A 23705-nucleotide genomic window follows, 5' to 3' on the forward strand; every position below is an offset into this window, starting at 1 on the left:
TTGCCGCCTGCTCTTCACAGACAGCAAGCCCTTTCGGCTGCTTGAACAATTTTTACTTCAGAATATTGTCTAACTTTTTGGGGTCACTTCACGAACCGGCGGGACTTCTTTCATATATGAATGCTTAATCGGCACGCTGCACGCGCTTTCCTTTGCGGTCAAGATAGAGGTAGAAGCCGACGTTCAGGATTACGCCGACCAGCGTGGACACCGGCGCGGCAAGGCCGATCTTCGTCAGGCTCGCGTTCGGCTGGATGCTCATCACATACGCAAACGGCAGGCGGACGAGCAGCGTTTGGATGAGACCCTGTGCCATGACCCAGAGCGTCTTGTCGTTGCCGTCGAAGTAGCCGAGCATGCTGAAGAGGATCGCCGTCAGGATGGCCTCGGGCGCGAAGCCCTTCAGATACTCAAAGCCTTTCTGCACGACCTCTGCATCCGGCGAGAAGATTCCCGCCAACACATCGCCCTTGAGCATCACGAGCGCGAACACGGCGCAGCCGAAGACCAGCCCCACGCCGATGCCCGTCAGCATCGACTGCTTTGCGCGCTTCTGATTTCCAGCGCCCACGTTCTGCGCAACGAACGACGCCATCGACTGCATCAGCGCGCAGGGAATCAGCATGGCGAAGTTGACGATTTTGCTCGCAACGCCGTAGCCCGACGACGCTGTCAGGCCCAGCCGGTTGACAAACGCACACAGCGCCAGAAACGACAGCTGCGTCAAAAACTCCTGCAAGGCAAGCGGCAGACCGATGCTCAAAAACTTCTTACATTGAGGATTGAATCGAAAGTCCGCGCGTGATGGCAAAGGGCAGCTTCTTTTTGATGAGCAGCGCAACTGCGAACACCACACTGACGGCCTGTGCCAAAACTGTCGCGATGGCCGCGCCCGCGGCGTCCATGCCAAAGCCCGCAACCAGAATGAGGTCGCCCGCAATGTTGACAAGGCACGCCACCAGCACGAAAAGAAGCGGCGAGCGGCTGTCGCCAAGACCTCTAAAGATGGCAGAGAGCAGGTTATACGCAACGATGAAGAAAATTCCGCCGCCGCAGATGCGCACATAGCTCACCGTGAGACCGACAGCCTCCTCGGGCGCCTGCATCAGCACGGAAACGGGCCGCGCAAAGCCCACGAGCAGGATGAATATTCCGACGGACAGGATCGTGAATACGACCGCCGCACCGCCGAGCACCGCGCCGATCTGCTCCGGCCGCTTTTCGCCGAGATACCGCGCGATCAGGACCGTAACGCCCATCGCGAGCTGCGTGACCACAAAGGTCACGAGGTTCAAGATCTGGCTGCCGGTCGAAACAGCGGAGAGGCCCGCCGTCGAGCCGAACCGGCCGACAACCAGCAGATCGACCGCGCCGTAGGCTGCCTGCAAAATGAGTGCACCGAGCACGGGAAGCATGAGGAGCGACAGCTTTTTTAAAATGCTGCCCTGCGTAAAATCGCTGCGATCAGTGGACAAGGGTAATTTTCCTTTCGGCCATGACGTCGTAAAGTGCCTGAATGGTGCGGATAGTACATTCTGCGTCCTCGTCGGAAATATCGTCGAGAAGCGGCGCGAGCTGGGTGAAAAACTGCTCGTTGAACGTCTGCGAGAGCTTTCTCCCCTGCTCGGTGATGGTGAGATACGTCACGCGCCCGTCCTCTGCCGAGGCGGACTTTTGCAGATACTCTTTGTCCTCCATCTCCCCAAGTGTGCGCGTCACGCCGGGGCGCGGCAGATGCAGCGCATCGCTGATGTCGGACACCTTGACGCGCACGCCCTCGCACTCCAATCGCTCGATCGCGTCGAGATACTGAATGTAAGACGATGTGACGCCCTTCGGCAGCGTTGGCAGCAGCTCGCGGGCGCGCTTGGCCTGATAGCAGGCGTCCAGCAACGCCTTGATCTTTTCAACGGTCATAGCCACCTCCTGCATTTAATTATCTTTGTTAACTATCTTCGGTAATTATAAGAGTATCATACAGAATTGTCCATGCGCAATTTGAAAGAAAACACACACGACGTTTCCTCCCCAAATTTGCGCAAAAAGCCCCGCCGTTTTCACAGCAGGGCTTTTCTCTTCACTTTTTTACAGATTCAGCAGCGTTTCGCTCAGGCGCTTGCCGGCGCTTCCGGCAAAGTCCTCCGCCCGGCGGATGCGCAGGAACGACGCGCCGTAGATCATGCGCTCGTTTTCAAGCTCTCCGTCCTCGCCGAGGAAAATGCCGATGACGTGCGCGCCCTCGCGCCGGAGCTTTCGCACCTGAAAGTAGGTGTCGCGGATGGCGGCGTCGCCGACGTAGGTTTCCGGCGTGCCCTCGCGCTTGCGGCCGCTGACCATGTCGTTCGGTAAGCCGTCGCTGAACACGATGATAATTTTGTGCTCCTCGCGCCGCTTCTTGAGGTCGAGTCCCGCCGCGGCCAGCGCAAGGCCGTCGCGGTTATTCGACGTCGCGCGGTACTCCAAAATGCGGCGGTCGGCCTCCGGTTTGTCGTCGTAGTCGCGGAAGCGCCGCAGCACCGTGTAGTTGCCATAGGTGCAATAGCTCATCACGCGGTGCGGGATGCGGATACGGCTGAGCGCCGCGCTGAAGAGGTAGCTTTGCAGCGCCACCATGCTCTGCCGCACGCTCTGCGAGCCGCTTGCGTCGATCAAAAGCTCCACAACGACGGCGGACGGTTCCTGCTGGACGATCTTTTCAAAAAGCTGCGGATTTTCGCAGCGGCTGACCTTCCAGAGCAGATCGTTTTGCAGCACGCCGTGGTCGGCGCGGTAAACGTCCGGCTCGCTGCGCAGGCTCAGCGCATTGCGAAAGGCCTGCTCGATGCTGCGGATGCCCTGACGCGCGGCGTCCTCGTGCTCTTGGAGCATTTTGAGGTTGCCGTCCCGACTGGCGCGCAGCGATTGGGCGCGGGGCTCGCCGCCCTCGTAGGCATCCTCGCTCAAGCCGTCGGTGAAGAGGAGCTTTCGCTCCTCGTGGATACCGGTGCAGACAGCGCTTTCGATCTCCTCCATCGCCTGCTCGGTCTGAAAGCTGGGGCCAAAGTTGCGCGCCAGATAGTCCGGAATGCCGGCGAGCGCGTCGTCCGGCAGGACAAGTCCGTCGGCCGATGCCTCGACCGCTTTGTCGTATTGAAGCTCGAGCTGCTCGGTCTGTGTCCACTCGATGTCCCCCGGTTCGGCTGCGGGCTCCCACTCTTCCGTCTCGCGCTCGGGTAAGATGTCCTGATTGTGGTCGGGCGCAAAATAGCGGATGAAAATTTTGCGGTACAAAAGCGCCGCGAGTTCGACGAGCAACTTTGCGTCCGCGCAGCTCTCGCTGCGCGCGGCAAGGTCGTCAAACTCCGCCAGCATATCTTCAAAACCGCCAAAATTTTTCATAATGCGGCGGTCGCCCTCCGTCGCCGTGGCGGGAAACTGCTTCGTCAGATCGTAAATGTACATCCAGCCGCGCGAGCTGCGCCGGTAGCGCAGGAGGTCGCCACGCAAAATCTCGCCCGCCGCCTGCTCCGCCATCACGGCGACGCCCGGGCGCTCGCCCATCAGCTTTGCCCTCACGGCGCGCTCGACGCACAGATGCGCGATGGGCAGCAGCACGTCCATATTGTAGGCCGCGTAGCGGTGCCGCCGCAACCACAGATTCAAGTCATCGAGCCCGAAAAACTTGTCTGCCCCGCCGAGGACGACGCCCTCGTACACCTCCACCATGCCGCCCGCGTGCTCAAAGGGTTCGCTCATCTTCTGCACATACTCGGGATAGGTCCGCTTGCGGTGATCTTCGGAAACAGTCAAAAATAGGCTCTCTTCTCTGCCGATGCTCATCTCTTCAGGCAAAGCGCGTCAGCGCCACGTCGCGCACGAGCGCATACTCGTACTCATCGAAGCATTTATTCGTGATGCTCACGGCGATGGCATCCTTCGGTGCCATGCCGTCGGTCATCAGGTGCAAAGCGGCGATCATGCCGCGCATATCGACGGAGTTCGTCGAGATCTCGCCGTTCACAGCCTTGGCGTTCAGATCAAGGAACAGCCCCGTGCAGCGCTTGATGTTCTCGTCCGATGCCTCGGACACGTTGGCGCGCAGCAGCTCGCAGAGCTGCGCCTCCTCCAGTGTTGGCATGCGGATGACCGTAAAGCGCGAGACAAGCGCTTCGTTCAGCTCGCGCGTACCGGCGTAACCGTAGTTCATCGTGGCGATGAAGCGCGCGGCGGGGTGGATAGGGATACACTCATAGCCCGGCACGTCGATGAGGCGGCGGTAGTCGAGCGCGGAGTGCAGCACGGCCACAGCGTCGTTTTTCGCCATGTTGATCTCATCTAAGATGCAGAAGCCGCCGTACTGCGCGGCGAGCGCGACAGGGCCGCGGCGCAGCCGCACTTCGCCGCCGGTGAAGGTGTCGGTGCCGATCAGCGTGCTGCTGTCGGTGTTCACGTGGAACGACACAGTGTAGACCGGACGGCGGAACAACCACGCAAGGTTGTCCGCCAAGATATTTTTGCCCGTGGCCTTGCCGCCGGAGAGCAAAACGTTCTCCCCCTGCAGCAGTGCGGCGACGGCCAGCTCCATGATCTCATCGCCGATGAATTTGACGGGCGGCTCGGCGATGCGGCTGCGCACCGTCTCGTCCGCGACGTATTGCTTTTTGAATTGCTCCAAACGGAGCGATAGATCTTGTCTCATGTCTTTGATAGTTCCCTTCTGTGTGCGGGAACGGTTCCCGCGCGATGCGCTCTTTTCAGCGCTTTTCCATGCAGAGCATTATAGTATTCACGCGAAATATTGTCAATTTGCGCCGCCGTTGCGCGCGGGAAAAACCTGTGGTAAAATGAATGCAGAGAACTCCATTTTCAAAAAGGGGGCCGTATTATGTTGACGATCTTCAACCGCAAGGAACTCATCACCACGATGGACATGCAGCGCCAGGCCAATATCCGCAGCGTCCTGTCCGCCAACGGCATTGCCTACACGGTCAGAACCGAGAATTTGCAGGGCTCTTCCGCGCTTGGCGGCCGCAGCCGCGGGAGCAGCGGCAGCGTGAAGTCCGGCTCGCGGCCCGAAAAGTAGATATCGAGCCAGCGCTTGGCCTCGCACAAAACAGGCGTCTCGCTCTCGGCATACTCTTTTGGCAGCGTGCGGGCAAAATATTTCTGCCCGTCGAACCACAGGCCCGTCAAGCCCTCTTCGTCCGCCGCAAGCAGGATGCCGCCGAGCGGCGAATCATAATGCTGGGTGTAAGTCATCGTCCTCGCCTCATTTCTTCTCTTTCGGCGCGTAATCGTGCAGCTCGGGGATCGCACCAACGGACACCGCCCAGAGGTACAGGCTCGCCACGCTGCCATAGGGCGAAAAGCGGCGGCGGTACTTTTCAAAGAGCCCTCGGTCGATCTTTCGGTGGTGGTACACCATGCGCAGCCCCCGCTGAATGGCAAGGTCGTCGTAGCTCAGCACATCCGGACGCTGCATGCAGAAGAGCAAAATCATCTCCGCCGTCCACACGCCGATGCCCTTGAGGGACGAAAGCTCCCGGATAGCCTCCTCGTCGCTTTTTTGCCAGATACCTTCTAAATCGAATGCGCCGGTGTGGACCTTTTCGGCAAAATCCGTGATGTACTCCGCCTTTCTGAACGTCATGCCGAGTGATTGGAGCTTGGAAACACCCGCGGCGAGGACCGTCTCGGCGTTGACCTCGCCGAGTGCCGACAGCATCCGCTGCCAGATCGTCTCCTGTGCCTTGGTCGAGATCTGCTGGCCGACGATGTGGTGCACGACGGCGGAAAAGAGGTCAGTATCCACTTTTCTCTCGACATGGCCGATGCGGTCGATGACCTCGGCCATGCGCTTATCCTTCTTTTTAAGATAGTCGGTCTCCTCTTCCCCGTAGGCAAAATACATTGAGCTTCCTCCCCGCCGCGTCATCTAAAACGTATGTTCTATATATTATATGGTGCCATTTTCTTTCTGTCAAGCGTGCAAGCTTTTGTAACGGACTATCGAAAAAATTTTCGAAACCCTCTTGGCTGAAAGTGTACTTTAAGTTGTAGAGTATCAGTGAACTTTAAGAACAACAGTTTTTTGAGAAGGAATATCCCATGATCAAGCCTTATATCGTATGCCACATGATGACCTCGGTCGACGGACGTATCGACTGCGCCATGACCGAGCACCTACCCGGCGTGCAGGAATATTACGACACGCTCGACGCGCTGGACGTGCCCACGCGCATCAGCGGCCGCGTAACCGCGGAGCTCGAAATGGCGCTGCCTGGAAAGTTTAAGGCCCAAAACGCCGAAGCGCTCGGCAGAGAGGCCTTTTCCAAGGCCGCCGACGCCGAGGGCCACGAGATCGTCGTCGACACCTGCGGCACACTCCTTTGGGACGAGAGCGCCGGGGACGAGCGCCCGCTGCTCATCCTGACGAGCGAGCAGGTCAGCAAGGAGTACCTTGCGTATCTCAACGGCAAGCACATCTCGTGGATCGCCTGCGGCAAGGAACACGTCGACTTGAAGCGCGCGTGCAAAATTCTCGCCGCGGAGTTTGACGTCAAGAGAGCCGCCGCGGTCGGCGGCGGACATATCAACGCAGGCTTCCCCGCCGCGGGGCTACTCGACGAGGTCAGCATTCTGATCGGCACCGGCATCGACGGCCGCGGCGGCATGCAGAGCGTGTTCGACGGCCTGCCGATGGAGCGCGGCGTCACGCCGCTCAAGCACACGGACCGCATCGCCGACTACGGCGAGTTCAACATCTTCCCCGTCTTCAGCGGCAAGCCGCTCGCGTAACGAACGCAAAAGGAAAAGGAGAGAACGCAGCAGCGACCTCTCCTTTTTTACAAAAGCATGCAGAAACCAATCTGCATACAGAGCCATCTTTCAAAAAGCCTCTTATTTCTTCTCTTCCTCGCGCACAAACATCATCAAAAAGCTGACTGCGAGCAGCAGGCAGGATACCCAGATGCCCTTTTCGGCAAAGCGCGCCGTCAGGACGCTGCCAAGCCCCGCGCCGACGGCAAAAATACCGATGACGCCAAAATACGTCAGTGCCTTTTTCAGCACCTCGCGGTCGTGCGTGTGGAAGTAGGCGCACAGCGCCTCGGTGCCGCTGCGCATGTTTCCGATGCACATGGTGCTCGCGTAGGCGTGGCCGCGCACCTTGCGGAAGGTCTGCACCTGCATCGCGCAGACGAACGAGACGAGCGCGTTTGCAAAGGTGTTGACCTCCTGCGGCAGGAAGCCGACAAAAAACAGCAGCACGATCTCGGCCAGAATGATGAGCTGGCGCCAGTGCACCTTTTCCATGCACTTATAGCGGCGGTGGACGCATTCCGCCACAAAAATGCCCGCCATAAACGAGATCACCGGCACAAAATAGCGGAAAACATCTGCCCGGTCGCCTGCAAAAAGGTGTGTGCTCATCAGCACGATGTTGCCCGTCTGCGCGTTGGCAAACACCTTGTCGCGGCAGCAATAGGTATAGGCGTCCTGCAATCCGCCGGATAAAATGATAAACGCGGACATCAGGAACGAATCGGACATCTGCCCGCGCGGTCGATCAAGCTGCATGGTTACATTTTGGCTCCTGTTCGTTAAAATTCCGACATGATTATACGGCGGTGGCCGCGCTTCGTCAAGCGGCTTTTGCGCGCAAGCCTCTTTGGTTTCACGAGGCGTAGCGTGTTCTTCCTGCTCGCAAAATGCGTCAGCATCACGAGGAACGACACCGCCGAGCCCAGCGCCGTGGCAAGACCCGCGCCGTAAACGCCCATATCGCATGGGAAGACGAAGAACCAGTCGCCGAACACATTGAAGATGCCGCCCGACAGCACACCAAGCGTCGCAAGTGCGGGCGCACCGTCGTTGCGCAGAAATGCCGCGAGCATCTGATTGAAGAGGAACAGCGGGAATACAACTTTAACGGGGATCATGTACCGCTGCGCGAAGGCGAGCAACGTCTCGTCCGCACCGAAAAACGTCAAAAGCGGGCGCTCAAAGAGGATCAGCCCGATCCACGCGAGCGCCGCCAGAATGACCGAGCCGATGACCGCTGCGGTAAAATACTGCTCGTCCTCGCCGTCGCCGCTCATGCCGCTGCCGCGCTTCGTGCTGAAGATCACACTGCCGCCGATGCCCATGAGAAGGCCCAGGCTGTAGATGACGTTCCACACCGGCGCGACCACAGCCAGCGCCGCCGTGCCGTCGGGGCCCTGATACTGCCCGACCATCGCCATATCGACGATGCCGTAGATGCTGGAGGTCAGCGCGCTGCCGAACGCCGCCGACAAGTATTTGAAGTAAAGCGTTTTGATATTTCCACGCAAAAGGTCCATTGTCATTTCCTCCTGTCAACAAAAAAAGCCGGATAAGGAACAGGCATTTCAGCCTGCGCCTTATCCGGCTGCCGTTTCTTTCGAACAGCGCGCCCTCCGAGCGAGCAAGAGGGACTATAGCACAAGAAAACAGCAATGTCAAGCCGCGGCGATCTCCCTTCTTTTTCCTTTCTGAATTTTCCGTGGACAATTTCTTCCCGATGGGGTAACATCATAGAAAAACAGGAAACGGAACACTTTTTCATGGACAAGTACAGCATCTTAAAGCAATATTACGGCCACAGCGCGTTTCGCGCGGGGCAGGAGGCGCTGATCGACGCGATCCTCTCCGGGCGCGATGCACTGTGCGTCATGCCGACGGGCGGGGGCAAGTCGCTCTGCTATCAGATCCCCGCGCTGCTCCTGCCGGGCATCACGCTCGTCGTCTCGCCGCTCATCTCGCTGATGAAGGATCAGGTCGCAGCGCTCAAGAGCGCAGGCATTCCCGCAGCGTACATCAACAGCTCACTGACAGGCGAGCAGATCCGCACGGTCTACGCCCGCACGCGCAAGGGTGCCTACAAGCTCATCTACGTCGCGCCCGAGCGGTTGGAAACGAACAGCTTTTTATCGCTGATGCAGGAGATGGACGTGTCGTTTCTCGCTGTGGACGAGGCACACTGCATTTCGCAGTGGGGACAGGACTTCCGCCCGAGTTACCTCGGCATTGTCGATTTCATCAATGCCCTGCCGCGCAGACCCATTGTCGCGGCCTACACCGCGACGGCGACAAAGCAGGTACAGTCCGACATTCTGCGGCTCTTGCAGCTGCAAAGCCCGTACCGCATCGTGACGGGCTTCGACCGTCCGAACCTCTATTTCGACGTGCGCCGCCCGAAAAACAAGTTTTCCGCCCTCGCCGCACTCATTGAAGAGCGAAGAGGCAGAAGCGGTATCGTCTACTGTGCAACGCGCGCGGCGGTCGAGCGCGTGTGCGACAGCCTGTGTGACCGCGGCATCGCCGCCACGCGCTATCACGCGGGCCTCACAGATGAGGAGCGGCAGCAGAATCAGGACGATTTTCAGTTTGACCGCAAGACCGTCATGATTGCAACGAACGCCTTCGGCATGGGTATCGACAAGTCGAACGTCAGCTTTGTCATCCATTACAACATGCCGAAGAGCCTTGAGGCCTACTATCAGGAGGCGGGCCGCGCCGGACGCGACGGCGAGAATGCCGACTGCGTCCTGCTCTTTGCGCCCGCCGATGTGGAGACCGCGCGCTTTCTCATCGAAAACGGCGGGGCCGACCAGCTCTCGGAGGAGGATGCCGCGCTCGTGCGCAAGCGCGACTATGAGCGCTTACAGGCGATGACGGGGTACTGCAAATCCGTCGACTGTCTGCGCGGGCGGCTGCTTGACTACTTTGGCCAGATACACCCCGCAAACTGCGGGAACTGCTCCAACTGTAAAGCGACCTACCAGACCGAGGACATCACGCTCTCGGCGCAGATGATCTTATCGTGCGTCATGCGCATCCGCGAGCGGCTGGGCTACTATGTCGGCAAAACGCTCGTCATTCAGGTCCTGCGCGGGAGCCGCGACCAGCGGCTTTTGTCGCTCGGTCTTGCGAGCTTGTCGACCTATGGTCTCATGGACAAGACGTCGCCAAGCGTCATCGAGCGGTACATCGAATACCTCGAATCCGCGGGATATCTCGAGGTCGACCAGCGCTATTCGACGCTCAGGCCCACAAAAAAAGCATCCGCCGTGCTCTTTGACGGCGAATGCGTGCTGATGCAGAAGCGGGTGGAACCGAAGACAGAGAAAAAGCGCCCGCGCGGCGCGTTTTCGGACGAATTCGAGGAAAACAGCCTTTACGAGGCGCTGCGCGCCCAGCGCGCGGAGCTTGCCAAACGCGAGAGCGTTCCCGCCTACGTCATCTTTTCGAACGCGACGCTCGCCGACATGGCGGAGAAAGCGCCGCGCTCGCTCTCAGAGCTTCTTGAGGTCTCGGGTGTCGGCGAGCGGAAGGCCTCCCGCTACGGAGAGGCCTTCCTGCGCACCATTGAGGAGTATATACAGCAGCAGGGGTAAAGCGGGCTCACTTCAGCACCGTGCCGTCGGCCAGGGTGATGGTATAGCCGTTGAACAGGATATCGCCCTCGGCGAGGTCGCTGAGCTCGATGCTCTCGTCATTTTTTGTAATTTCCGCATTCGCGAAGTCAAGCGTCACACTCTCCTCGCCCGCGGTAAAGCTGCTGCCGCCCATGCCGCCGGGGGCGCTGCCGCTCGGGGCCTCGCCATCAGGTTTCTCTGGAGGCTGGCTGCCGGAATCACCGCTCTGGCTGTTGGAAGAACTGTCCTGGCCGCTCGGCATCTCGGGCGGCTGGCTGTCGGTGCTGCCGCTCTGGCTGTCGGGCTTTGCGGGCGGCTGACTGCTGTCGGACGATGCATGATCCTCACTGCTGCTGTTGCCGCTCTGCGTTTCGCCGTCCGGCTTGTCGGGCGGCGTTTGGCCGGAATCGGAACTGTTAGACACGTCATGGGACGGCATACCGCCCGCACTCAGCTCGCCGAGCTGCATCGTCACGGCAGTGCCGTCAATATCGGTAATCTCGCCGGTGATCGTCTGGCCGGAGCAGTCCGATGTTTTGCTGCCGCACGCGGCGAGCGACAGTGTCAGCGCCGCCGCACAGAAAAGAGAACGAATCTTTTTGCTTTTCATCAAAAATGACCTCCTTCGTCATTGTGTATCCCAAATGCTTCCGCGGGGCTGTCGTTTTTCGCTTTCCCCTTGGAACGAGGTCATTGTTGCCCGCCAACCTAAAAGAACTAAAGGAAAGTTTGAACATTTTGCTTTTCACGAAAACGCAAAAAGCAGTGCCGCCTGAAATCAGGCGGCACTGCTCCTATTGATATGATGTTCCCACCGGCGCGGCGCAAGCGGTTAGTTCGCTCTAACTCGCAGTCTTTTGAAAAGCCGCCGCAGGGCAGCTTTCCAATATATCCTGCTTTCCCGCTTGCCTTCGGGAAGGTGATCGACCTTGCGTATTGTAGCACAGCGATTTTCGCATTGCAAGAGCGGTTTTCAAATTTTTGCGATATTTTCTGTGCATTCTACGCGTTTTCGCCCCGCTTGCCGCGATAGGCTTTTCCCATTCCGCGCCCCGCGGCACTTGCATCCCGCGGCTTTCGCTGGTATACTATGTCCAGAAGTTAGATGTATTTAACAGAATTGATATTTCACACAGAAAAGACGGTGAACGATATGGAAGCATTTTACGGCATTTTGATCCCATTTCTCGGCACGTCGCTCGGCGCGGCGTGCGTGTTCTTCATGAAAAAGTCGCTCAGCGACGCTGTGCAGCGCTCGCTGACGGGCTTTGCCGCGGGCGTGATGGTCGCGGCCTCGGTCTGGAGCCTGCTGATCCCCGCCATCGAGCAGTCGTCGGCGATGGGGAAACTCTCGTTTCTGCCGGCGTTTCTCGGCTTTTGGGTCGGCATTCTCTTTTTGCTGCTGCTCGACCACGTCGTCCCGCACCTGCACGCCAAGAGCGGGCAGGTCGAGGGGCCGAAGAGCCAACTCCAGCGCACGACGATGATGGTGCTGGCCGTCACACTGCACAACATCCCCGAGGGCATGGCCGTCGGCGTGGTGTATGCGGGCTATCTCTCCGGCAGCGCGCAGATCACGGCGGCGGGCGCGCTGGCGCTCTCACTCGGCATCGCGATCCAGAATTTTCCCGAGGGGGCGATCATTTCGCTCCCGCTGCGCGCCGAGGGCATGGGCAAAGCAAGAGCTTTCTGGGGCGGCGTGCTCTCGGGCATCGTCGAGCCCATCGGCGCGGTGCTGACGATACTCGCCGCATCGCTCATCGTTCCGGCGCTGCCGTATCTTCTGAGCTTTGCCGCGGGCGCGATGCTCTATGTCGTCGTCGAAGAGCTGATCCCCGAAATGTCGCAGGGCGCGCACTCCAACATCGGCACGGTGTTCTTCGCCGTGGGCTTCAGCCTGATGATGGTGCTCGACGTGGCGCTGGGATGAAATACGACAGGAATGCAAGCAGGAGGCGATACCTGATATGCTCCCTCTATGAGAGACAGTGAAATAAAACACTGTTTCCATAGGGGGAGAAATTTATGTCTAAAAGCAAAATTCCGTATGAGAAAAAAGTAGAAATTGCAAGGGACTATCTGGAGGGGCGCGTGGGATATACAGAAAGTCTGGGACGAGCGAACAACAGTAAAGCGTCCTTTCGTTACTGGGTGCATCAGTATCAAGAAAAAGGGAGCGCGGGACTTCTTCCAAGCTGTAAAAACCACGAATATCCAGAGGACATAAAACGAAAAGCAGTTGAAGAGTATCTATCTGGGAAGGGAAGTTTGGAGCAAATCGGTGGAAAATATGGACTCCGCTCAATTACTCAGCTTCGCCAGTGGATAAAGGTATATAATGCCCATGGAGATTTCAACTCCAGAAAGAATTCGGGAGGAGGAAGCTACATGAAGCAGGGACGGGACACCACACAGGAAGAGCGCATTCAGATCGTCAAGGACTGTCTGGCCAGCGGTAAAAACTACGGCGAGATGGCCTTGAAGTACAAGGTGAGCTACCAGCAGGTGCGCACCTGGACGCTGCGGTTTGAGGAGACGGGCGAGGCCGGTCTGGAGGACCGGCGCGGAAAGAGGAAGAAGGATCAAACTCCCAGAACTGAGCTGGAGAAAGCGCAGATCGAGATTGAACAGCTCAAGCACAAGCTATATCTGGCGGAAATGGAGCGTGATCTGCTAAAAAAATTGGACGAGGTCGAGAGGAGAGATGCCTTTCGGAAGTGGGACAGCGCCGCATCTATGCTGCGATCCGGGAAGCGCACACTGAAAAGGGATATCCCATTGAGCTGGCCTGTGAACTGCTTCATGTGTCGCGCTCGGCTTATCACAAATGGGCTTCCGGCAAGCTGAGCCGGCGGGCCGCAGAGAACGAACATCTTGCGGATACGATTGAGAAGATCCATGAGGAAAGCCCAGACAAGGGCTACCGGAGGCTCAATGACGATTTGCGCCATGACTGCGGCATCCATGTCAACGACAAGCGGGTGCTCCGCATCTGCCGGACCAGAGATATCCGCTCTACCGTGAAATATAACAACCGTGGCTGCACCAGACAGGCGAAGAACCCGCAGTATCTTGCTGAGAATCTTTTGGACAGGCAGTTTTATGCCGCAAAGCCCAATGAGAAGTGGCTCACCGATGTGACAGAATTCAAGTGGTACGAGGGAACCGAGGTTCACAAGCTCTATCTGAGCGCCATCTTAGACCTTTGTGACCGGCGCATCGTGGCCTATGTACTCAGCGAGCGTAACGATAATCCGCTGGTTTTCAAGACTTTTGATAAGGCTGTGCAGGCTGCGCCAGACGCGCATCCCCTGTTCCACAGCGACAGAGGGTTTCAGTACACCAACCGTGCCTTTCAGCACAAGCTCGTGCAGGCAGGGATGACGCAGAGCATGTCCCGTGTGGCGCATTGCATCGATAACGGCCCGATGGAGGGCTTCTGGGGCATTCTGAAGCGGGAACGCTATTATGGCAGGCGTTTCACCAGCAAGCACGAGCTCGTCCAGATGATCCAGCAGTATATTCGCTATTACAACACGAGACGTGTCCAGCGCAATCTGGGCGTCCTGACGCCGATGGAAAAGCACACGCTTTGCCTCGCCGCATAAAAGCGGCCAGCAGCGCTTGGCTGCTGGCCGGGAAAACTTTATATTTTTTCTCTGTCCTCTTGACGGGTTGCGGTTCAACCGGGCGGTACGCCTGCTGCTTTTTATGCTGACGCCAGCCTTGCGCCTATTTTTCCACCCGAATAAGATTGCTCTCATACGGCCGCTTGCCGGAGAGCACTTCGTCGTAAAAATTCTGCTTCCAGTCGATATAGGCGACGCTGTCCTGCAATTCCCGAATGCCTGCGCGCAGCGCCTCCTGCTTCTGCGCAGCAGGATCTTGCGCTGCGGGATGGTGCGCTCGCCTTGCAGGCAGAGGGCGAGGTAGTCCTTCATCTCCTGAATGCTCATGCCGCATTTTTTCAGGCACGTCAGGCTGCTGATCCACGCGACGTCCCGCTCGTCAAACACGCGGCTGTTGTTTTTGTCGCGCTTGACGTTGGGGACAAGCCCCTCGTTGCAGTAAAATTTTAAGGCCTGATAGGTCATGCCCGTTTCCTTGCAGACCTGCATCATGGTGTAGCGCATGGTAATTCCTCTCTGTTGCGTAAAAACGCGATTTTTCTTTAAAATTCTCTTGACCGGTTGTTACAACCGGTATTTATGATCGACAGTATCAACCGGAAGTTGCGATCGGCAATGATAGCACACAGCGGCGAATACCGCAAGAAAAACGGTCAGAGAGGATGCGTTATGATGAATAACTTTGTTTTTGAAAACAAGACCAAGGTGTATTTCGGCAAGAATGTTGTCAAAGAGCACCTCGGTGGCCTTTTGTCAAACTACGGCGAGACCGTCATGCTGGCCTACGGCGGCGGCTCTGTCAAGCGCAACGGCGTGTATGATGAAGTCGTGAGCATTCTGAACGCCGCGGGCAAGCGCGTTGTGGAGTTCTCCGGCATCATGTCCAACCCCACCTATGCCAAGGTGCAGGAGGGTGCAAAGCTGGCGTGGGCGTCCGCCATGGCAGAGAACGGCGTGCTGAAGATCGGCAAGGTCACGGATTTTCAGGCGCATCAGGTCCAGCATCAGCTCGGCGCTTACACCGACTGCAACCACGGCGCGGGGCTGGCGGTCATCCACCCTGTCCTGTACCGCCACATCTACAAATCCGGTGCGGCGCGGTTTGCTCAGAATGTCTGGGGCATCGCACCCAAGGGCAGTGACGGGGAAACCGCCGCCGGTATCGACGCGCTGGCCGCGTTCATTAAGGGAATTGGTCTGCTGACCACCTTTACCGAGCTTGGCATTCCCGCTGATACCGATTTCCGTGCCATCACGGATTCCACCAACATCACCGCTGGCTGCTGCAAGAAGCTGACCCGTGATGAAATTTGCGAAATTTTGAAGGAATGCCTGTAACATCTGGTGTTTCCGTGGCGGCAGGACGTTGCCATTTTTTGCCTTTCTGCCTCTTGCATTTGGCCCAAAGCGTGATATCATAGGCCAGACAAATTGCGGAAAGGGGCAGTAGAGTTGAAAGCTGCATCGCAGAAAAAATCATTGGATATGCTTCACGGAACGCTCTGGGATAAAATCCCGCGCTTTGCCATTCCGGTGGCGGCCACGGCGATTTTGAGCCAGCTGTTCAACGCCGCGGACATCGCCGTCATCGGCAACTTTACCGGCGAGCTCCGCACTGTGGCGGTCGCGGCCGTCGGCACAAACAGCTCGATCATCAGCCTGATCGTCAACCTGTTCATCGGCATCGCACTGGGTGCAAACGTGACGATCGCGCACGCCATCGGCGAAAAGAACGACACGATGGTGCACCACGCGGTGCACACCTCCATCGTCGTGGCGGTGCTGGGCGGTTTGATCGCGGCGATCATCGGTGAGCTGTTCGCCGTTCCGCTGCTGAATCAGCTGAATGTGCCGGACGATGTGTTCCCGCTGGCGCTGCTATACCTGCGCATCTATCTTGCGGGCCTGCCGGTGATCCTGCTCTACAACTTTGAGGCGGCAGTCTTCCGCAGCATGGGCGAGACGAAAATTCCGCTGATCGCGCTGACGGCCTCCGGCGTTCTGAACGTGATCCTGAACCTCTTTTTCGTGGCCGCGCTCCACATGAGCGTGGACGGCGTCGCGATCGCAACGGTGCTGTCGAACGCGGTCAGCGCGGCGATCTTGTGGGGTTTCCTGCTTAAAACGGACAAGGTCATCCGCCTTGAGCCGAAAAAGCTGCGCATCGACGGGCTGTGCCTCAAGCAAATTCTGCGCATCGGCGTTCCCGCGGGTGTGCAGAGCGCGATGTTCTCCATCGCGAATATCGTCATTCAGGGCGCGATCAACAGCCTTGGCACGGTCGTCATGGCGGCGTCGAGTGCGGCCTACAACATTGAGGTCATCACCTACGATATCCTCAACTCCTTCTCGCAGGCCTGCACGACATTCGTCGGACAGAACTTCGGCGCGGGCGAGATCAAGCGCTGCAAGAAAACGCTGCTGCTGTGTCTTCTCGAGGGCATCATCAGCCTCGGCGTCGCCATCGCTCTGATCCTCTTTTTCGGAAAGTCGCTGCTCACCATCTTCAACGGCGACTCGCAGGTGGTAGAGACGGGCTATACTCGCCTCATGCTGATCATGCCGTCGCACCTGTTCAGCCTTTGCTACGAGGTGCTTTCCGGCTACCTGCGCGGCTTTGAAATTTCACTGCCGCCCGCCGTTTTGACGATGCTGGGCGTCTGCGGCGTCCGCCTGAGCTGGCTGCGCTGGGTCTTCCCGCAGTACAAGACGTTTATGAACATCATGCTGGTCTTCCCCATCAGCCTTGCGACCACGGCGCTTCTAATGCTGGCAGCGGTGCTGTACTTCCGCCCCTCGCGCCGCTATGCGCATCTGCAAAAGAGTGATGGCGCGGCTTCGGCAAAAATCGAAGGATAAGACCATTCCCAAAATCGACAAAGCAGGGCGCTTGCCTAAAAGGCAAGCGCCCTGCTTTACTTTTTTGATGGGGCGGCCATTTCTAAATCGCGGATGGGAAATTTTCACATCAGCTCGCGCGTGAAATCAAGCACGCACTCGCGCAGACGCAGAATTTCCTCTGGCGTGTTCTTGCTCAGGTGCATACCGATGCCGAGCTCCCGTCCTGTTTTCGGGCTGACCGGCAGCGTCTTTACACCGTGCGTCCGCCCGCGCATCATGATCTCCGTCATCATTGTGATGCCAAGGCCCTTGCTAACCATGCGGATGACCGTTTCATCGTCCACATGGCAGGGGCGGATATTCGGCTTCACCTTTTTGGGACTCAGCGCAGCGTTCACGTCGATGTCAAAGCGCCCGTAGGGCATCAGGAATTCTTTTCCGTCGAATTCCTCGATGGGGAAGGACTCTTCGCTGCCGGTGGGATAGTCCTCCGGCAGGATGGCGTACATCGCGTCGTAGTAGAGCGGTGTCCAGTCGCAGTTGATGTGGCTCTGCCGCGCGGCAAAGATGACGTCCGTGCGCCCCTCCTCCAGCAGCTCAAAGGGTTCGAGCTCGTGGTCCACCATGCGAAGATCCACGTCGGTCTCCGGACACACGCGGCGGAAGCGGTACAGAATTTCCGGCATCCAGTGCATGGCAAGGCTCGCATAAGCGGCGATTCGGATCGTCGCCGTCCGCTTTTGCGTGATGGTCTCGATCTGGTTTTCGAGCTTCGCCGTCGCGCTGAGGTATTCGCGGATCGCGGGCAGCAGCGCCTCCCCGTCCTCTGTCAGCGAAATACCGCTGTGGTCGCGCCGGATGAGCTTCATGCCGATCTCGCGCTCCAGACCGTTGATGAGGTGCGTCAGCCCCGACTGTGTGTAGCCCACGACCTCAGACGCTTTGGAAAAGCTGCCTAGGTTGACGGCGGTCATCAAAATTTCAAATTTTTTGCTGTCCATATCCCCACTCCTATAAAAGGTATTTTGATTTGTAATATACCTATTATAACCGAGCGTTTCTCTTTTTCAAGTGCAGGGTGTAATATTTTCAACACAAAGGAGTTGATTATCCCATGACTACTAAAAAATTGACCTTCCGGCAGAAGATTCTCGTCGCCGGAACGCTGTTTGGAATGTTCTTCGGCGCGGGCAACCTGATCTTCCCCGTACATCTCGGCCAGATGGCCGGCCGCAACGCGATCGTCGCCATGATCGGCTTTATCATCACGGCGGTCGGCATCCCCATCTTCGGCGTCGCCGCCATCGGCATCACGCATTCCGACGGCCTGCAGACGCTCTCGAGCAAGGTCGGCAAGGGCTACGGCATTTTCTTTACCTGCCTTCTGTACCTGACCATCGGCCCGCTCTTCGCCATCCCGAGATGCGCAACAGTTTCCTTTACCACCGGCATCACTCCCCTGCTGGGCGCGGATTCGCCGGAGTGGCTGTATCTGCTTGTCTTTTCGGCGGCGTTCTTCGCCTTCGTGCTGTTCTTCTCGCTGCGCCCCGGTAAGATCACCCTCTGGATCGGCAAGATCATCAATCCGCTCTTCCTGTTCTTCTTCGCAGTGCTGATCATCGCGGCGCTGCTCTCCCCCGGCGCAGCGATCTCCTCGGTCGAGCCGACGGAGGCCTATCAGAACGGTTCCTTCTTTCCCGCGCTCATTGAGGGCTACGGCACGATGGACGCCATCGCCGGTCTCGCCTTCGGCATCGTGGTCATCGACGTCATTCGCCGCATGGGTGTCAACAACGACGACATCATCGCCGAGGACGTGCTCTCCTCCGGTCTTCTTGCCGGTGCGCTGATGGCGCTGATCTACGTGCTGTCCATTCTGGTCGGCGCGCAGTCGAGAGGCATTTTCGAGCTGTCCGAAAATGGCGGCATCGCCCTCACGCAGATCGCGGGTCATTACCTTGGCGGCGTGGGCCAGTTTATCCTCGCCTTCACCATCACCTTTGCCTGCCTCAAGACCTCCATCGGCCTTGTCACGGCCTGCTCGGAGACGTTTGTCAAGATGACGAACGGCAAAATTTCCTACCGCACCTGGGCGATCCTCTTCACGGTGTTTTCGTTTGCCGTTTCCAACATTGGACTGAACGCCATCATCGAGTATTCCGTCCCGATGCTCATGCTCATCTATCCCCCGGCCATTGCGCTTATCCTGCTGGCCTTTATCGGCAAGTTCTTCGCTCATGACCGTGCCGTGTATGTCCCAACGATGATTGGTACATGGGCAGCCGCTATTTTCGACTGCATGAAGACGCTGCCCGCGTCGGTGCAGACTTCGCTCCGCCTCGATGTGCCTATCGCCTTTGCGGAAAAATATCTGCCGCTGTTCGACAAGAATCTCGGTTGGTTGCTGCCCGCGCTCGTCGGCTTTGTGATCGGCATGGTCATCCACGCGAGCCGGAAGGGCACGCTCGTCCCTCAGGCCTGACGAACCAAATTCAAGTAAAAACGCACCGCATGGCAGAGTTATTTCTGCCGTGCGGTGTCATTTTTTCAGCGGCTCCGAAAACGGAGAGTCAGCATGCTGCCGAGGTTCACCAGTAAAATCGTCGCGGCCCATGAAAGAGGGAACGCATGGCACAGCATCGGGAGCGTTGGATGCGCACAGCATGGGAGATAGATTATGTGCAGTCCTCCATCAAAGATGCTCGCCGATCTGGAGCAAAAATGGGGCATGACGCTGCTGGAGCGCAGTAAAAGCGGCGTCTGCCTGACCTCCGCTGGGGAGCCGGTCAGGCCGTTTTTGCTGCTGGAGCACAGCGGAAAAGCCGAGGTCTCCGACTTGCTGGAGCGCGCTCATGTGCAGTCGGACATCCACTTCACCGCCTGGGAGGATTTTGCCATCACGGCGATGGTGGAAAGGGGTCTCGGCGTCAGCATCCTGCCATGCCTGATCTTGCAGTGCATCCCGTACAAAATCGAAATCCGCTCCTGCAGCAGCCCTATTACCACCCAATCGGCCTTGCTATGAAGAAGCAGGCCCACCCGACACCCGCCGTGCAGAAGTTCATCGAAAAATAGAGCCGTGGTATCAGGAAGATAACTGCCGCAGCAAAAATGAATTCATCGAAAAGGCGGTGAACTGCTACGCGGATATGCTCGCCGCAGGCGAAAGCACCACGCTGCCCCGTGCGGTGCAATCCGCCATCGACAGTCGGCTGAAGCTCTTCGAGGATCGCATCGCGTCACTGCTCTACAAGCAGGCGGTGGAGATGGACATGGCAATGTCCATCCTGCTGCAACGCGTCAACGTGGACGAGGAAGTGCTGCGGCAGGAACGGGCCAAGAGCATCGCCGCCGTCAAGCGCACCAACGGTCAGCGGCGGCTGGAACAAATTACGGCGGACATACCTATGCAGGAATGTTCATGGATCGAATTGACCATGGCGAGCAGCGTCCGCCGTCGGTCATACTGGCCTCCACCCGACTACTCTACCACATGGGCAATATCTTTCGGGACAATGCACCAATCCCCGCTGCCAACGGCATCCAAATCGACCGCAAGCGGCTGGCGCAGCTGCGGCAAAAGCGCGTCGCCCTCGGTCACAAGCCGGACGATCACGAGTTGGAGCAGCAACAAGGATTTTCAATGAAATTTCATTGATTCCACAGGTTGAAAGACCGCACAAAGTGTGTCTATCTTGAACTGTTGAAATTAATAAGGATTTTTCCCAAAGATGCTGGCAATAAAGGCTCATCCGTTCAGGAAGGACATGGCAACCAAAAGAATCGTCAAAAAGGCAAAGCTGATTCCAGAAAAAAGAAAAAGGAACTGTTTTCCACCATTAGGAACATGGTGAGTATATTCCCGAAAGGTAATGAGGCTTGCCAGAGAAGCCACCAGCGTCCCCGCACCGCCCACATTGACGCCGACCAGAAGAGCGCGGGCATCCTGCGTGAAGCGACTGAGCAGAATGGCAGCAGGAACATTGCTGATGATCTGGCAGGTGAGCGCGGAGATCAGCATCGTTCCGTGGGACAAAAGGCGGGCAAACAGCACCCGTACAGGTTCCATCCGGGCAAGATTGCCGGAAAAGGTGAAAAAAGCGGCGAAGGTAGCCAGCAGTCCCCAGTCTACGGTTTTTAATGCGTGCCGGTCCAGAAACCAGAGCGCCAGAACAATGACCGTCAAACCAAGGACATAGGGTACCAGCCGCAGCACCATGGCAACGGCTAAACAGAATAGCCCACCATAGATAACGGCTCGGCATGAGTCTACCGTGACCTGTGCTTCCGGCACGGAAAGCTGTTCTTTTGGAAACACTAAGCAGCACAGGAGAACGAGAACAGTAGACAGGATGAATGGCGGCAGCATTGCGGAAAAAAACATCTTTGTGGAAAGGTCGTAATAGCTGAAAAGATAGAGATTCTGCGGATTGCCGAAAGGTGTGATCATCCCACAGAGGTTAGCGGCACAGTTTTGCAGAATGAACAGGAGCGCTGCGTGTTTTTCCTGACCGGTAGACGAAAGAACAAACCAGCCCAGTGGCAGAAAAGTCAACAAGGCGGTATCATTGGTCAGGAGCATAGAGCCGAACATGGTGATAACCACCAGCGCCGTACACACGCCCCGGACAGTGGAAAAGGTGTGTACCATCCGCTGGGAAAGAGCGGAAAAGATATGCAGATCCCGCAAAGCACCCACCACTGCCAGCACACAAAACAGGCAAGCAAGCGTCTTGAGGTCATAATAACCTAAGTAGTCCCTATCAGGCGGAACAAAAAATGCCGTTACAACTGCGGCCAGTAATGAAATGACCAGCATGGCATTGGCGCGGCACCAAGATTTAATCTTACTCATAAAAAGCCCCTTTGCGTGAAAAATGTAGAATTCTGTATGGACACTTCTGCGAAGAAGATAACACATTTTCAAATGATTTACAATGGTACTCCGTTGACCTAACAAACGCTAAAGGCAGTTCAAAACTCGTGTACATTTTGCGCTGCTGGAATCAATAAAAGCATTTTTAAAAATATTTCGATTTCTTTGGAAGAATCAGTAGCTTTCCGGCGCAAGGTGTGATATGTGTTGTGGCTACCAAAGAAAGGAGCGATGCTCATGGCAAAGAAACGCGCCAACGGCGAGGGCAACATCCGCAAACGGTCAGATGGACGCTGGGAGGGTCGCTACACCGCAGGCTATCATCCCGAAACCGGAAAGCGTATCATCAAAAATGTACTTGGTAAGACGCAGGCGGAATGCAAGGCGAAGCTCAGTGCCGCAATGGAGGCTACCAGAGGAATCGATGTCAGCCGTGCGGATGAGTACACGGTTGCAACATGGCTGCGGACGTGGTTTGAATTGTATGCCAAACCGCACATTCGCCCATCCACCATGAACTACTACCGGAACATCGAACAACATATCATCTCTGCTATCGGGGATATCCCGCTGAATAAGCTCTCCACCCGTGACCTGCAAAAGCTCTACAACGATTTACAAAACAATGGCAGATTGCGAAAGGTACAGAAAAAGGAGAAACCCGGACTGAGCAATTCCACTGTGCGCGGCATCCACATGATGCTGCACAATGCCCTTGACCGGGCGGTGAAAGAAAAACTCATTCTCAGCAATCCCACGGAGAATTGCATCATCCCCAAAATTGAAAAACAAGAGATGAAAATCCTTCACCCAGACCACATCAGCGCGTATCTGAACGCCGCCGAGCGGCGTAATGCCCTGCCGATGTTCTATCTGGAACTGGTCAGCGGACTGAGAAAGGGCGAGCTAGTCGCGCTCCAATGGAATGACCTCGACGAAGCCAACTGCACCATCTCCGTCAGCAAGCAGGCCAGCTGGGACACAGAGCACCAGCTCATTCTAAGCCGCCCCAAAACCGGCAACTCCATCCGCGAGGTGTCCAGTCCGCAGGATGCCGTGGAGCTGCTGAAGCAGGAACACGCCAAACACCCCGACAATCCGTGGATGTTCCCATCCGGCAGAACAGGAGAAATGTATCACCCCGACTCGGTGGTAACACTCCACAAGCGGATCCTCAAGGACGCGGGGCTGGAGCATATCAGGTTCCACGACCTGCGTCACCCGTATGTCAAGCACACGACAAAAAAATATAATTCTGAAAAGCAGAAAACCCAAACTACCAATCTTAGTGCTGATAGTCTGGGTTTTCTGTTTTTGCTTTTTATTCTACGACTTTGCCCGTAGTATAGGTGGGATTATCTCCATCATTTCCTTCAAAGACTACTTCTGTTGTAGCACCGCATTCTTCACAATGGAGATATAGTTTTTTCACCATTCCATCTTCATCTGAATCATCACCATCAATGCTTAATTTCTTACTTTGGCAAACTGAGCAATGGTATTGAGAAAGTGGATCGAAAACTTTCTGAAAGATGTTTTCATAAACGCCAACAAGAGAAATACAAAGCGTAACACAGGTTGAGGCTTCGTAGTATGTAGCACTACGCGAATGTGTAATCTTATTGGCGTAATCCCAGGTGGATTCTGTTAGTTTCTTAATAATACTTCTGTAATCTGCGTTTTCCGATCCTTTCAAATAGAACTGAATAAATAGTTCACATTTTCTCTTGAAATTCGATGCTTGGGGCTGCTCCCCATCACCAGCCATTGCAGGGTCATAAATGTGGTTGCCGAGTTCAATCAATGTTTCTCTGCACTGAACACCTATCGCTTGAAAATCTTCAATCTCCTTAGGGTGTATCTGAAAAGTCAAAAATAGCGAAGCGTACAAGAAAAAGACACAAATGAGTGGTAAGACAAAGGCAGAAAGAAGTGACAAGC

General features: G+C 56.7%; 25 protein-coding genes and 1 pseudogene. 11 read left to right on the forward strand and 15 right to left on the reverse strand.

Translation table 11 applies throughout. The annotated features are described in order from the left end of the window. Window positions 1-124: 124 nt before the first annotated feature. From NI20_RS15950 to NI20_RS0103040, 7 genes are all read right to left on the reverse strand, one after another. Complete coding sequence (locus NI20_RS15950) at window positions 125-763, reverse strand: MATE family efflux transporter (RefSeq protein ID WP_369699390.1); 639 nt, start codon at window positions 761-763, stop codon at window positions 125-127. Between the two features lie 7 nt (window positions 764-770). Continuing rightward, window positions 771-1475: an MATE family efflux transporter gene (locus NI20_RS15955; RefSeq protein ID WP_369699391.1), complete on the reverse strand. Its 705-nt coding sequence runs from the start codon at window positions 1473-1475 to the stop codon at window positions 771-773. Further along, window positions 1465-1917: a MarR family winged helix-turn-helix transcriptional regulator gene (locus NI20_RS0103020; protein WP_033119978.1), complete on the reverse strand. Its 453-nt coding sequence runs from the start codon at window positions 1915-1917 to the stop codon at window positions 1465-1467. Before NI20_RS0103020 ends, NI20_RS15955 begins: the two co-directional genes overlap by 11 nt. Window positions 1918-2085: 168 nt before the next feature. After that, window positions 2086-3789 (reverse strand): hypothetical protein, encoded by a 1704-nt coding sequence (locus NI20_RS0103025; protein ID WP_033119979.1) that lies wholly within the window; start codon window positions 3787-3789, stop codon window positions 2086-2088. 34 nt (window positions 3790-3823) lie between these two features. Then, a complete protein-coding gene (locus NI20_RS0103030; RefSeq protein ID WP_033119980.1) occupies window positions 3824-4678 on the reverse strand; it encodes an AAA family ATPase in 855 nt (284 codons plus the stop codon). Window positions 4679-4959: 281 nt separating this feature from the next. Continuing rightward, entirely contained in the window at window positions 4960-5238 is a 279-nt protein-coding gene (locus NI20_RS0103035; protein WP_052084388.1) for a methylated-DNA--[protein]-cysteine S-methyltransferase, read from the reverse strand. Window positions 5239-5248: 10 nt separating this feature from the next. Continuing rightward, on the reverse strand, window positions 5249-5890 hold the full coding sequence (locus NI20_RS0103040) for a DNA-3-methyladenine glycosylase (protein WP_033119981.1): 642 nt from the start codon (window positions 5888-5890) through the stop codon (window positions 5249-5251). A gap of 197 nt (window positions 5891-6087) precedes the next feature. Here NI20_RS0103040 and NI20_RS0103045 point away from each other — a divergent pair, with 197 nt between their 5' ends. Continuing rightward, the gene (locus NI20_RS0103045; RefSeq protein WP_033119982.1) at window positions 6088-6777 is read left to right on the forward strand and encodes a dihydrofolate reductase family protein; all 690 of its coding nucleotides are present in this window, start codon (window positions 6088-6090) and stop codon (window positions 6775-6777) included. 102 nt (window positions 6778-6879) lie between these two features. On the opposite strand, the gene NI20_RS0103050 is transcribed toward NI20_RS0103045, so the two are convergent. Together NI20_RS0103050 and NI20_RS0103055 are read right to left on the reverse strand one after the other, a co-directional pair. Then, complete coding sequence (locus tag NI20_RS0103050) at window positions 6880-7557, reverse strand: YoaK family protein (RefSeq protein WP_033119983.1); 678 nt, start codon at window positions 7555-7557, stop codon at window positions 6880-6882. Between the two features lie 23 nt (window positions 7558-7580). Next, window positions 7581-8321, reverse strand: coding sequence for an MATE family efflux transporter (locus NI20_RS0103055; RefSeq protein WP_052084389.1), 741 nt, complete (start codon window positions 8319-8321; stop codon window positions 7581-7583). 243 nt (window positions 8322-8564) lie between these two features. Here NI20_RS0103055 and recQ point away from each other — a divergent pair, with 243 nt between their 5' ends. Continuing rightward, window positions 8565-10397, forward strand: coding sequence for a DNA helicase RecQ (recQ, locus tag NI20_RS0103060; protein ID WP_033119984.1), 1833 nt, complete (start codon window positions 8565-8567; stop codon window positions 10395-10397). Window positions 10398-10404: 7 nt separating this feature from the next. Here the strand turns inward: recQ and NI20_RS0103065 are convergent, their stop codons facing one another. Next, a complete protein-coding gene (locus NI20_RS0103065) occupies window positions 10405-11028 on the reverse strand; it encodes a hypothetical protein (RefSeq protein ID WP_033119985.1) in 624 nt (207 codons plus the stop codon). 543 nt (window positions 11029-11571) lie between these two features. Between NI20_RS0103065 and NI20_RS0103070 the strand changes: the two genes are divergently transcribed. The 3 genes from NI20_RS0103070 (at window position 11572) to NI20_RS15580 (ending at window position 14026) form a co-directional block, all read left to right on the forward strand. Then, window positions 11572-12348: a ZIP family metal transporter gene (locus NI20_RS0103070; RefSeq protein ID WP_033119986.1), complete on the forward strand. Its 777-nt coding sequence runs from the start codon at window positions 11572-11574 to the stop codon at window positions 12346-12348. 95 nt (window positions 12349-12443) lie between these two features. Next, a complete protein-coding gene (locus NI20_RS0103075) occupies window positions 12444-13265 on the forward strand; it encodes a helix-turn-helix domain-containing protein (RefSeq protein ID WP_052084390.1) in 822 nt (273 codons plus the stop codon). After that, window positions 13163-14026 carry an IS3 family transposase gene (locus tag NI20_RS15580; protein ID WP_242842907.1) on the forward strand — a complete coding sequence of 288 codons (864 nt, stop codon included), beginning with the start codon at window positions 13163-13165 and terminating at the stop codon, window positions 14024-14026. The genes NI20_RS0103075 and NI20_RS15580 overlap by 103 nt, the downstream gene beginning before the upstream one ends. A gap of 124 nt (window positions 14027-14150) precedes the next feature. On the opposite strand, the gene NI20_RS13755 is transcribed toward NI20_RS15580, so the two are convergent. Then, the gene (locus NI20_RS13755; protein WP_369699392.1) at window positions 14151-14411 is read right to left on the reverse strand and encodes a hypothetical protein; all 261 of its coding nucleotides are present in this window, start codon (window positions 14409-14411) and stop codon (window positions 14151-14153) included. Further along, window positions 14402-14551 (reverse strand): annotated as a pseudogene (locus NI20_RS15960) (MerR family transcriptional regulator); the annotation flags it as partial. The pseudogene NI20_RS15960 and the gene NI20_RS13755, both read right to left, overlap by 10 nt. 168 nt (window positions 14552-14719) lie before the next feature. On the opposite strand from NI20_RS15960, the gene NI20_RS0103090 reads away from it, so the two are divergent. After that, the gene (locus NI20_RS0103090; RefSeq protein ID WP_033119996.1) at window positions 14720-15385 is read left to right on the forward strand and encodes an iron-containing alcohol dehydrogenase; all 666 of its coding nucleotides are present in this window, start codon (window positions 14720-14722) and stop codon (window positions 15383-15385) included. A gap of 147 nt (window positions 15386-15532) precedes the next feature. Next, a complete protein-coding gene (locus NI20_RS0103095) occupies window positions 15533-16906 on the forward strand; it encodes an MATE family efflux transporter (protein WP_033119987.1) in 1374 nt (457 codons plus the stop codon). 104 nt (window positions 16907-17010) lie between these two features. Here NI20_RS0103095 and NI20_RS0103100 read toward each other — a convergent pair whose 3' ends face one another. After that, window positions 17011-17889 (reverse strand): LysR family transcriptional regulator, encoded by an 879-nt coding sequence (locus NI20_RS0103100; protein ID WP_033119988.1) that lies wholly within the window; start codon window positions 17887-17889, stop codon window positions 17011-17013. 113 nt (window positions 17890-18002) lie between these two features. Here NI20_RS0103100 and brnQ point away from each other — a divergent pair, with 113 nt between their 5' ends. The 3 genes from brnQ (at window position 18003) to NI20_RS15330 (ending at window position 20535) form a co-directional block, all read left to right on the forward strand. Beyond that, window positions 18003-19370: a branched-chain amino acid transport system II carrier protein gene (gene brnQ, locus NI20_RS0103105; protein ID WP_033119989.1), complete on the forward strand. Its 1368-nt coding sequence runs from the start codon at window positions 18003-18005 to the stop codon at window positions 19368-19370. Between the two features lie 195 nt (window positions 19371-19565). After that, a complete protein-coding gene (locus tag NI20_RS0103110) occupies window positions 19566-19913 on the forward strand; it encodes a LysR family transcriptional regulator (protein WP_156108544.1) in 348 nt (115 codons plus the stop codon). A gap of 106 nt (window positions 19914-20019) precedes the next feature. Further along, window positions 20020-20535 (forward strand): hypothetical protein, encoded by a 516-nt coding sequence (locus NI20_RS15330; protein WP_197055346.1) that lies wholly within the window; start codon window positions 20020-20022, stop codon window positions 20533-20535. A gap of 101 nt (window positions 20536-20636) precedes the next feature. Here NI20_RS15330 and NI20_RS0103120 read toward each other — a convergent pair whose 3' ends face one another. Then, window positions 20637-21743 (reverse strand): SLC13 family permease, encoded by a 1107-nt coding sequence (locus tag NI20_RS0103120; RefSeq protein ID WP_033119991.1) that lies wholly within the window; start codon window positions 21741-21743, stop codon window positions 20637-20639. Between the two features lie 258 nt (window positions 21744-22001). On the opposite strand from NI20_RS0103120, the gene NI20_RS0103125 reads away from it, so the two are divergent. After that, complete coding sequence (locus NI20_RS0103125; RefSeq protein WP_052084393.1) at window positions 22002-23108, forward strand: tyrosine-type recombinase/integrase; 1107 nt, start codon at window positions 22002-22004, stop codon at window positions 23106-23108. On the opposite strand, the gene NI20_RS15335 is transcribed toward NI20_RS0103125, so the two are convergent. Continuing rightward, window positions 23086-23705 (reverse strand): hypothetical protein (locus NI20_RS15335; RefSeq protein WP_369699393.1); only part of this gene is annotated, 620 nt, incomplete at its 5' end. The two genes, NI20_RS0103125 and NI20_RS15335, sit on opposite strands and share 23 nt — an antisense overlap.

The sequence above is a fragment of the Oscillibacter sp. ER4 genome, assembly GCF_000765235.1.
GTDB classification, from domain to species: Bacteria; Bacillota; Clostridia; order Oscillospirales; family Oscillospiraceae; genus Hominicoprocola; species Hominicoprocola fusiformis.

Bases quoted from the DNA above. Each gene is read 5' to 3' on its own strand.
- NI20_RS0103035 (WP_052084388.1), bottom strand. From the start codon at position 5,238: ATGACTTACACCCAGCATTATGATTCGCCGCTCGGCGGCATCCTGCTT.
- NI20_RS0103100 (WP_033119988.1), bottom strand. From the start codon at position 17,889: ATGGACAGCAAAAAATTTGAAATTTTGATGACCGCCGTCAACCTAGGC.
- NI20_RS0103030 (WP_033119980.1), bottom strand. From the start codon at position 4,678: ATGAGACAAGATCTATCGCTCCGTTTGGAGCAATTCAAAAAGCAATAC.
- NI20_RS0103055 (WP_052084389.1), bottom strand. From the start codon at position 8,321: ATGGACCTTTTGCGTGGAAATATCAAAACGCTTTACTTCAAATACTTG.
- recQ (WP_033119984.1), top strand. From the start codon at position 8,565: ATGGACAAGTACAGCATCTTAAAGCAATATTACGGCCACAGCGCGTTT.
- NI20_RS0103040 (WP_033119981.1), bottom strand. From the start codon at position 5,890: ATGTATTTTGCCTACGGGGAAGAGGAGACCGACTATCTTAAAAAGAAG.
- NI20_RS0103045 (WP_033119982.1), top strand. From the start codon at position 6,088: ATGATCAAGCCTTATATCGTATGCCACATGATGACCTCGGTCGACGGA.
- brnQ (WP_033119989.1), top strand. From the start codon at position 18,003: ATGACTACTAAAAAATTGACCTTCCGGCAGAAGATTCTCGTCGCCGGA.
- NI20_RS0103065 (WP_033119985.1), bottom strand. From the start codon at position 11,028: ATGAAAAGCAAAAAGATTCGTTCTCTTTTCTGTGCGGCGGCGCTGACA.
- NI20_RS0103020 (WP_033119978.1), bottom strand. From the start codon at position 1,917: ATGACCGTTGAAAAGATCAAGGCGTTGCTGGACGCCTGCTATCAGGCC.
- NI20_RS0103070 (WP_033119986.1), top strand. From the start codon at position 11,572: ATGGAAGCATTTTACGGCATTTTGATCCCATTTCTCGGCACGTCGCTC.
- NI20_RS0103120 (WP_033119991.1), bottom strand. From the start codon at position 21,743: ATGAGTAAGATTAAATCTTGGTGCCGCGCCAATGCCATGCTGGTCATT.
- NI20_RS0103110 (WP_156108544.1), top strand. From the start codon at position 19,566: ATGTGCAGTCCTCCATCAAAGATGCTCGCCGATCTGGAGCAAAAATGG.
- NI20_RS0103095 (WP_033119987.1), top strand. From the start codon at position 15,533: ATGCTTCACGGAACGCTCTGGGATAAAATCCCGCGCTTTGCCATTCCG.
- NI20_RS0103075 (WP_052084390.1), top strand. From the start codon at position 12,444: ATGTCTAAAAGCAAAATTCCGTATGAGAAAAAAGTAGAAATTGCAAGG.
- NI20_RS0103090 (WP_033119996.1), top strand. From the start codon at position 14,720: ATGAATAACTTTGTTTTTGAAAACAAGACCAAGGTGTATTTCGGCAAG.
- NI20_RS0103125 (WP_052084393.1), top strand. From the start codon at position 22,002: ATGGCAAAGAAACGCGCCAACGGCGAGGGCAACATCCGCAAACGGTCA.
- NI20_RS0103050 (WP_033119983.1), bottom strand. From the start codon at position 7,557: ATGCAGCTTGATCGACCGCGCGGGCAGATGTCCGATTCGTTCCTGATG.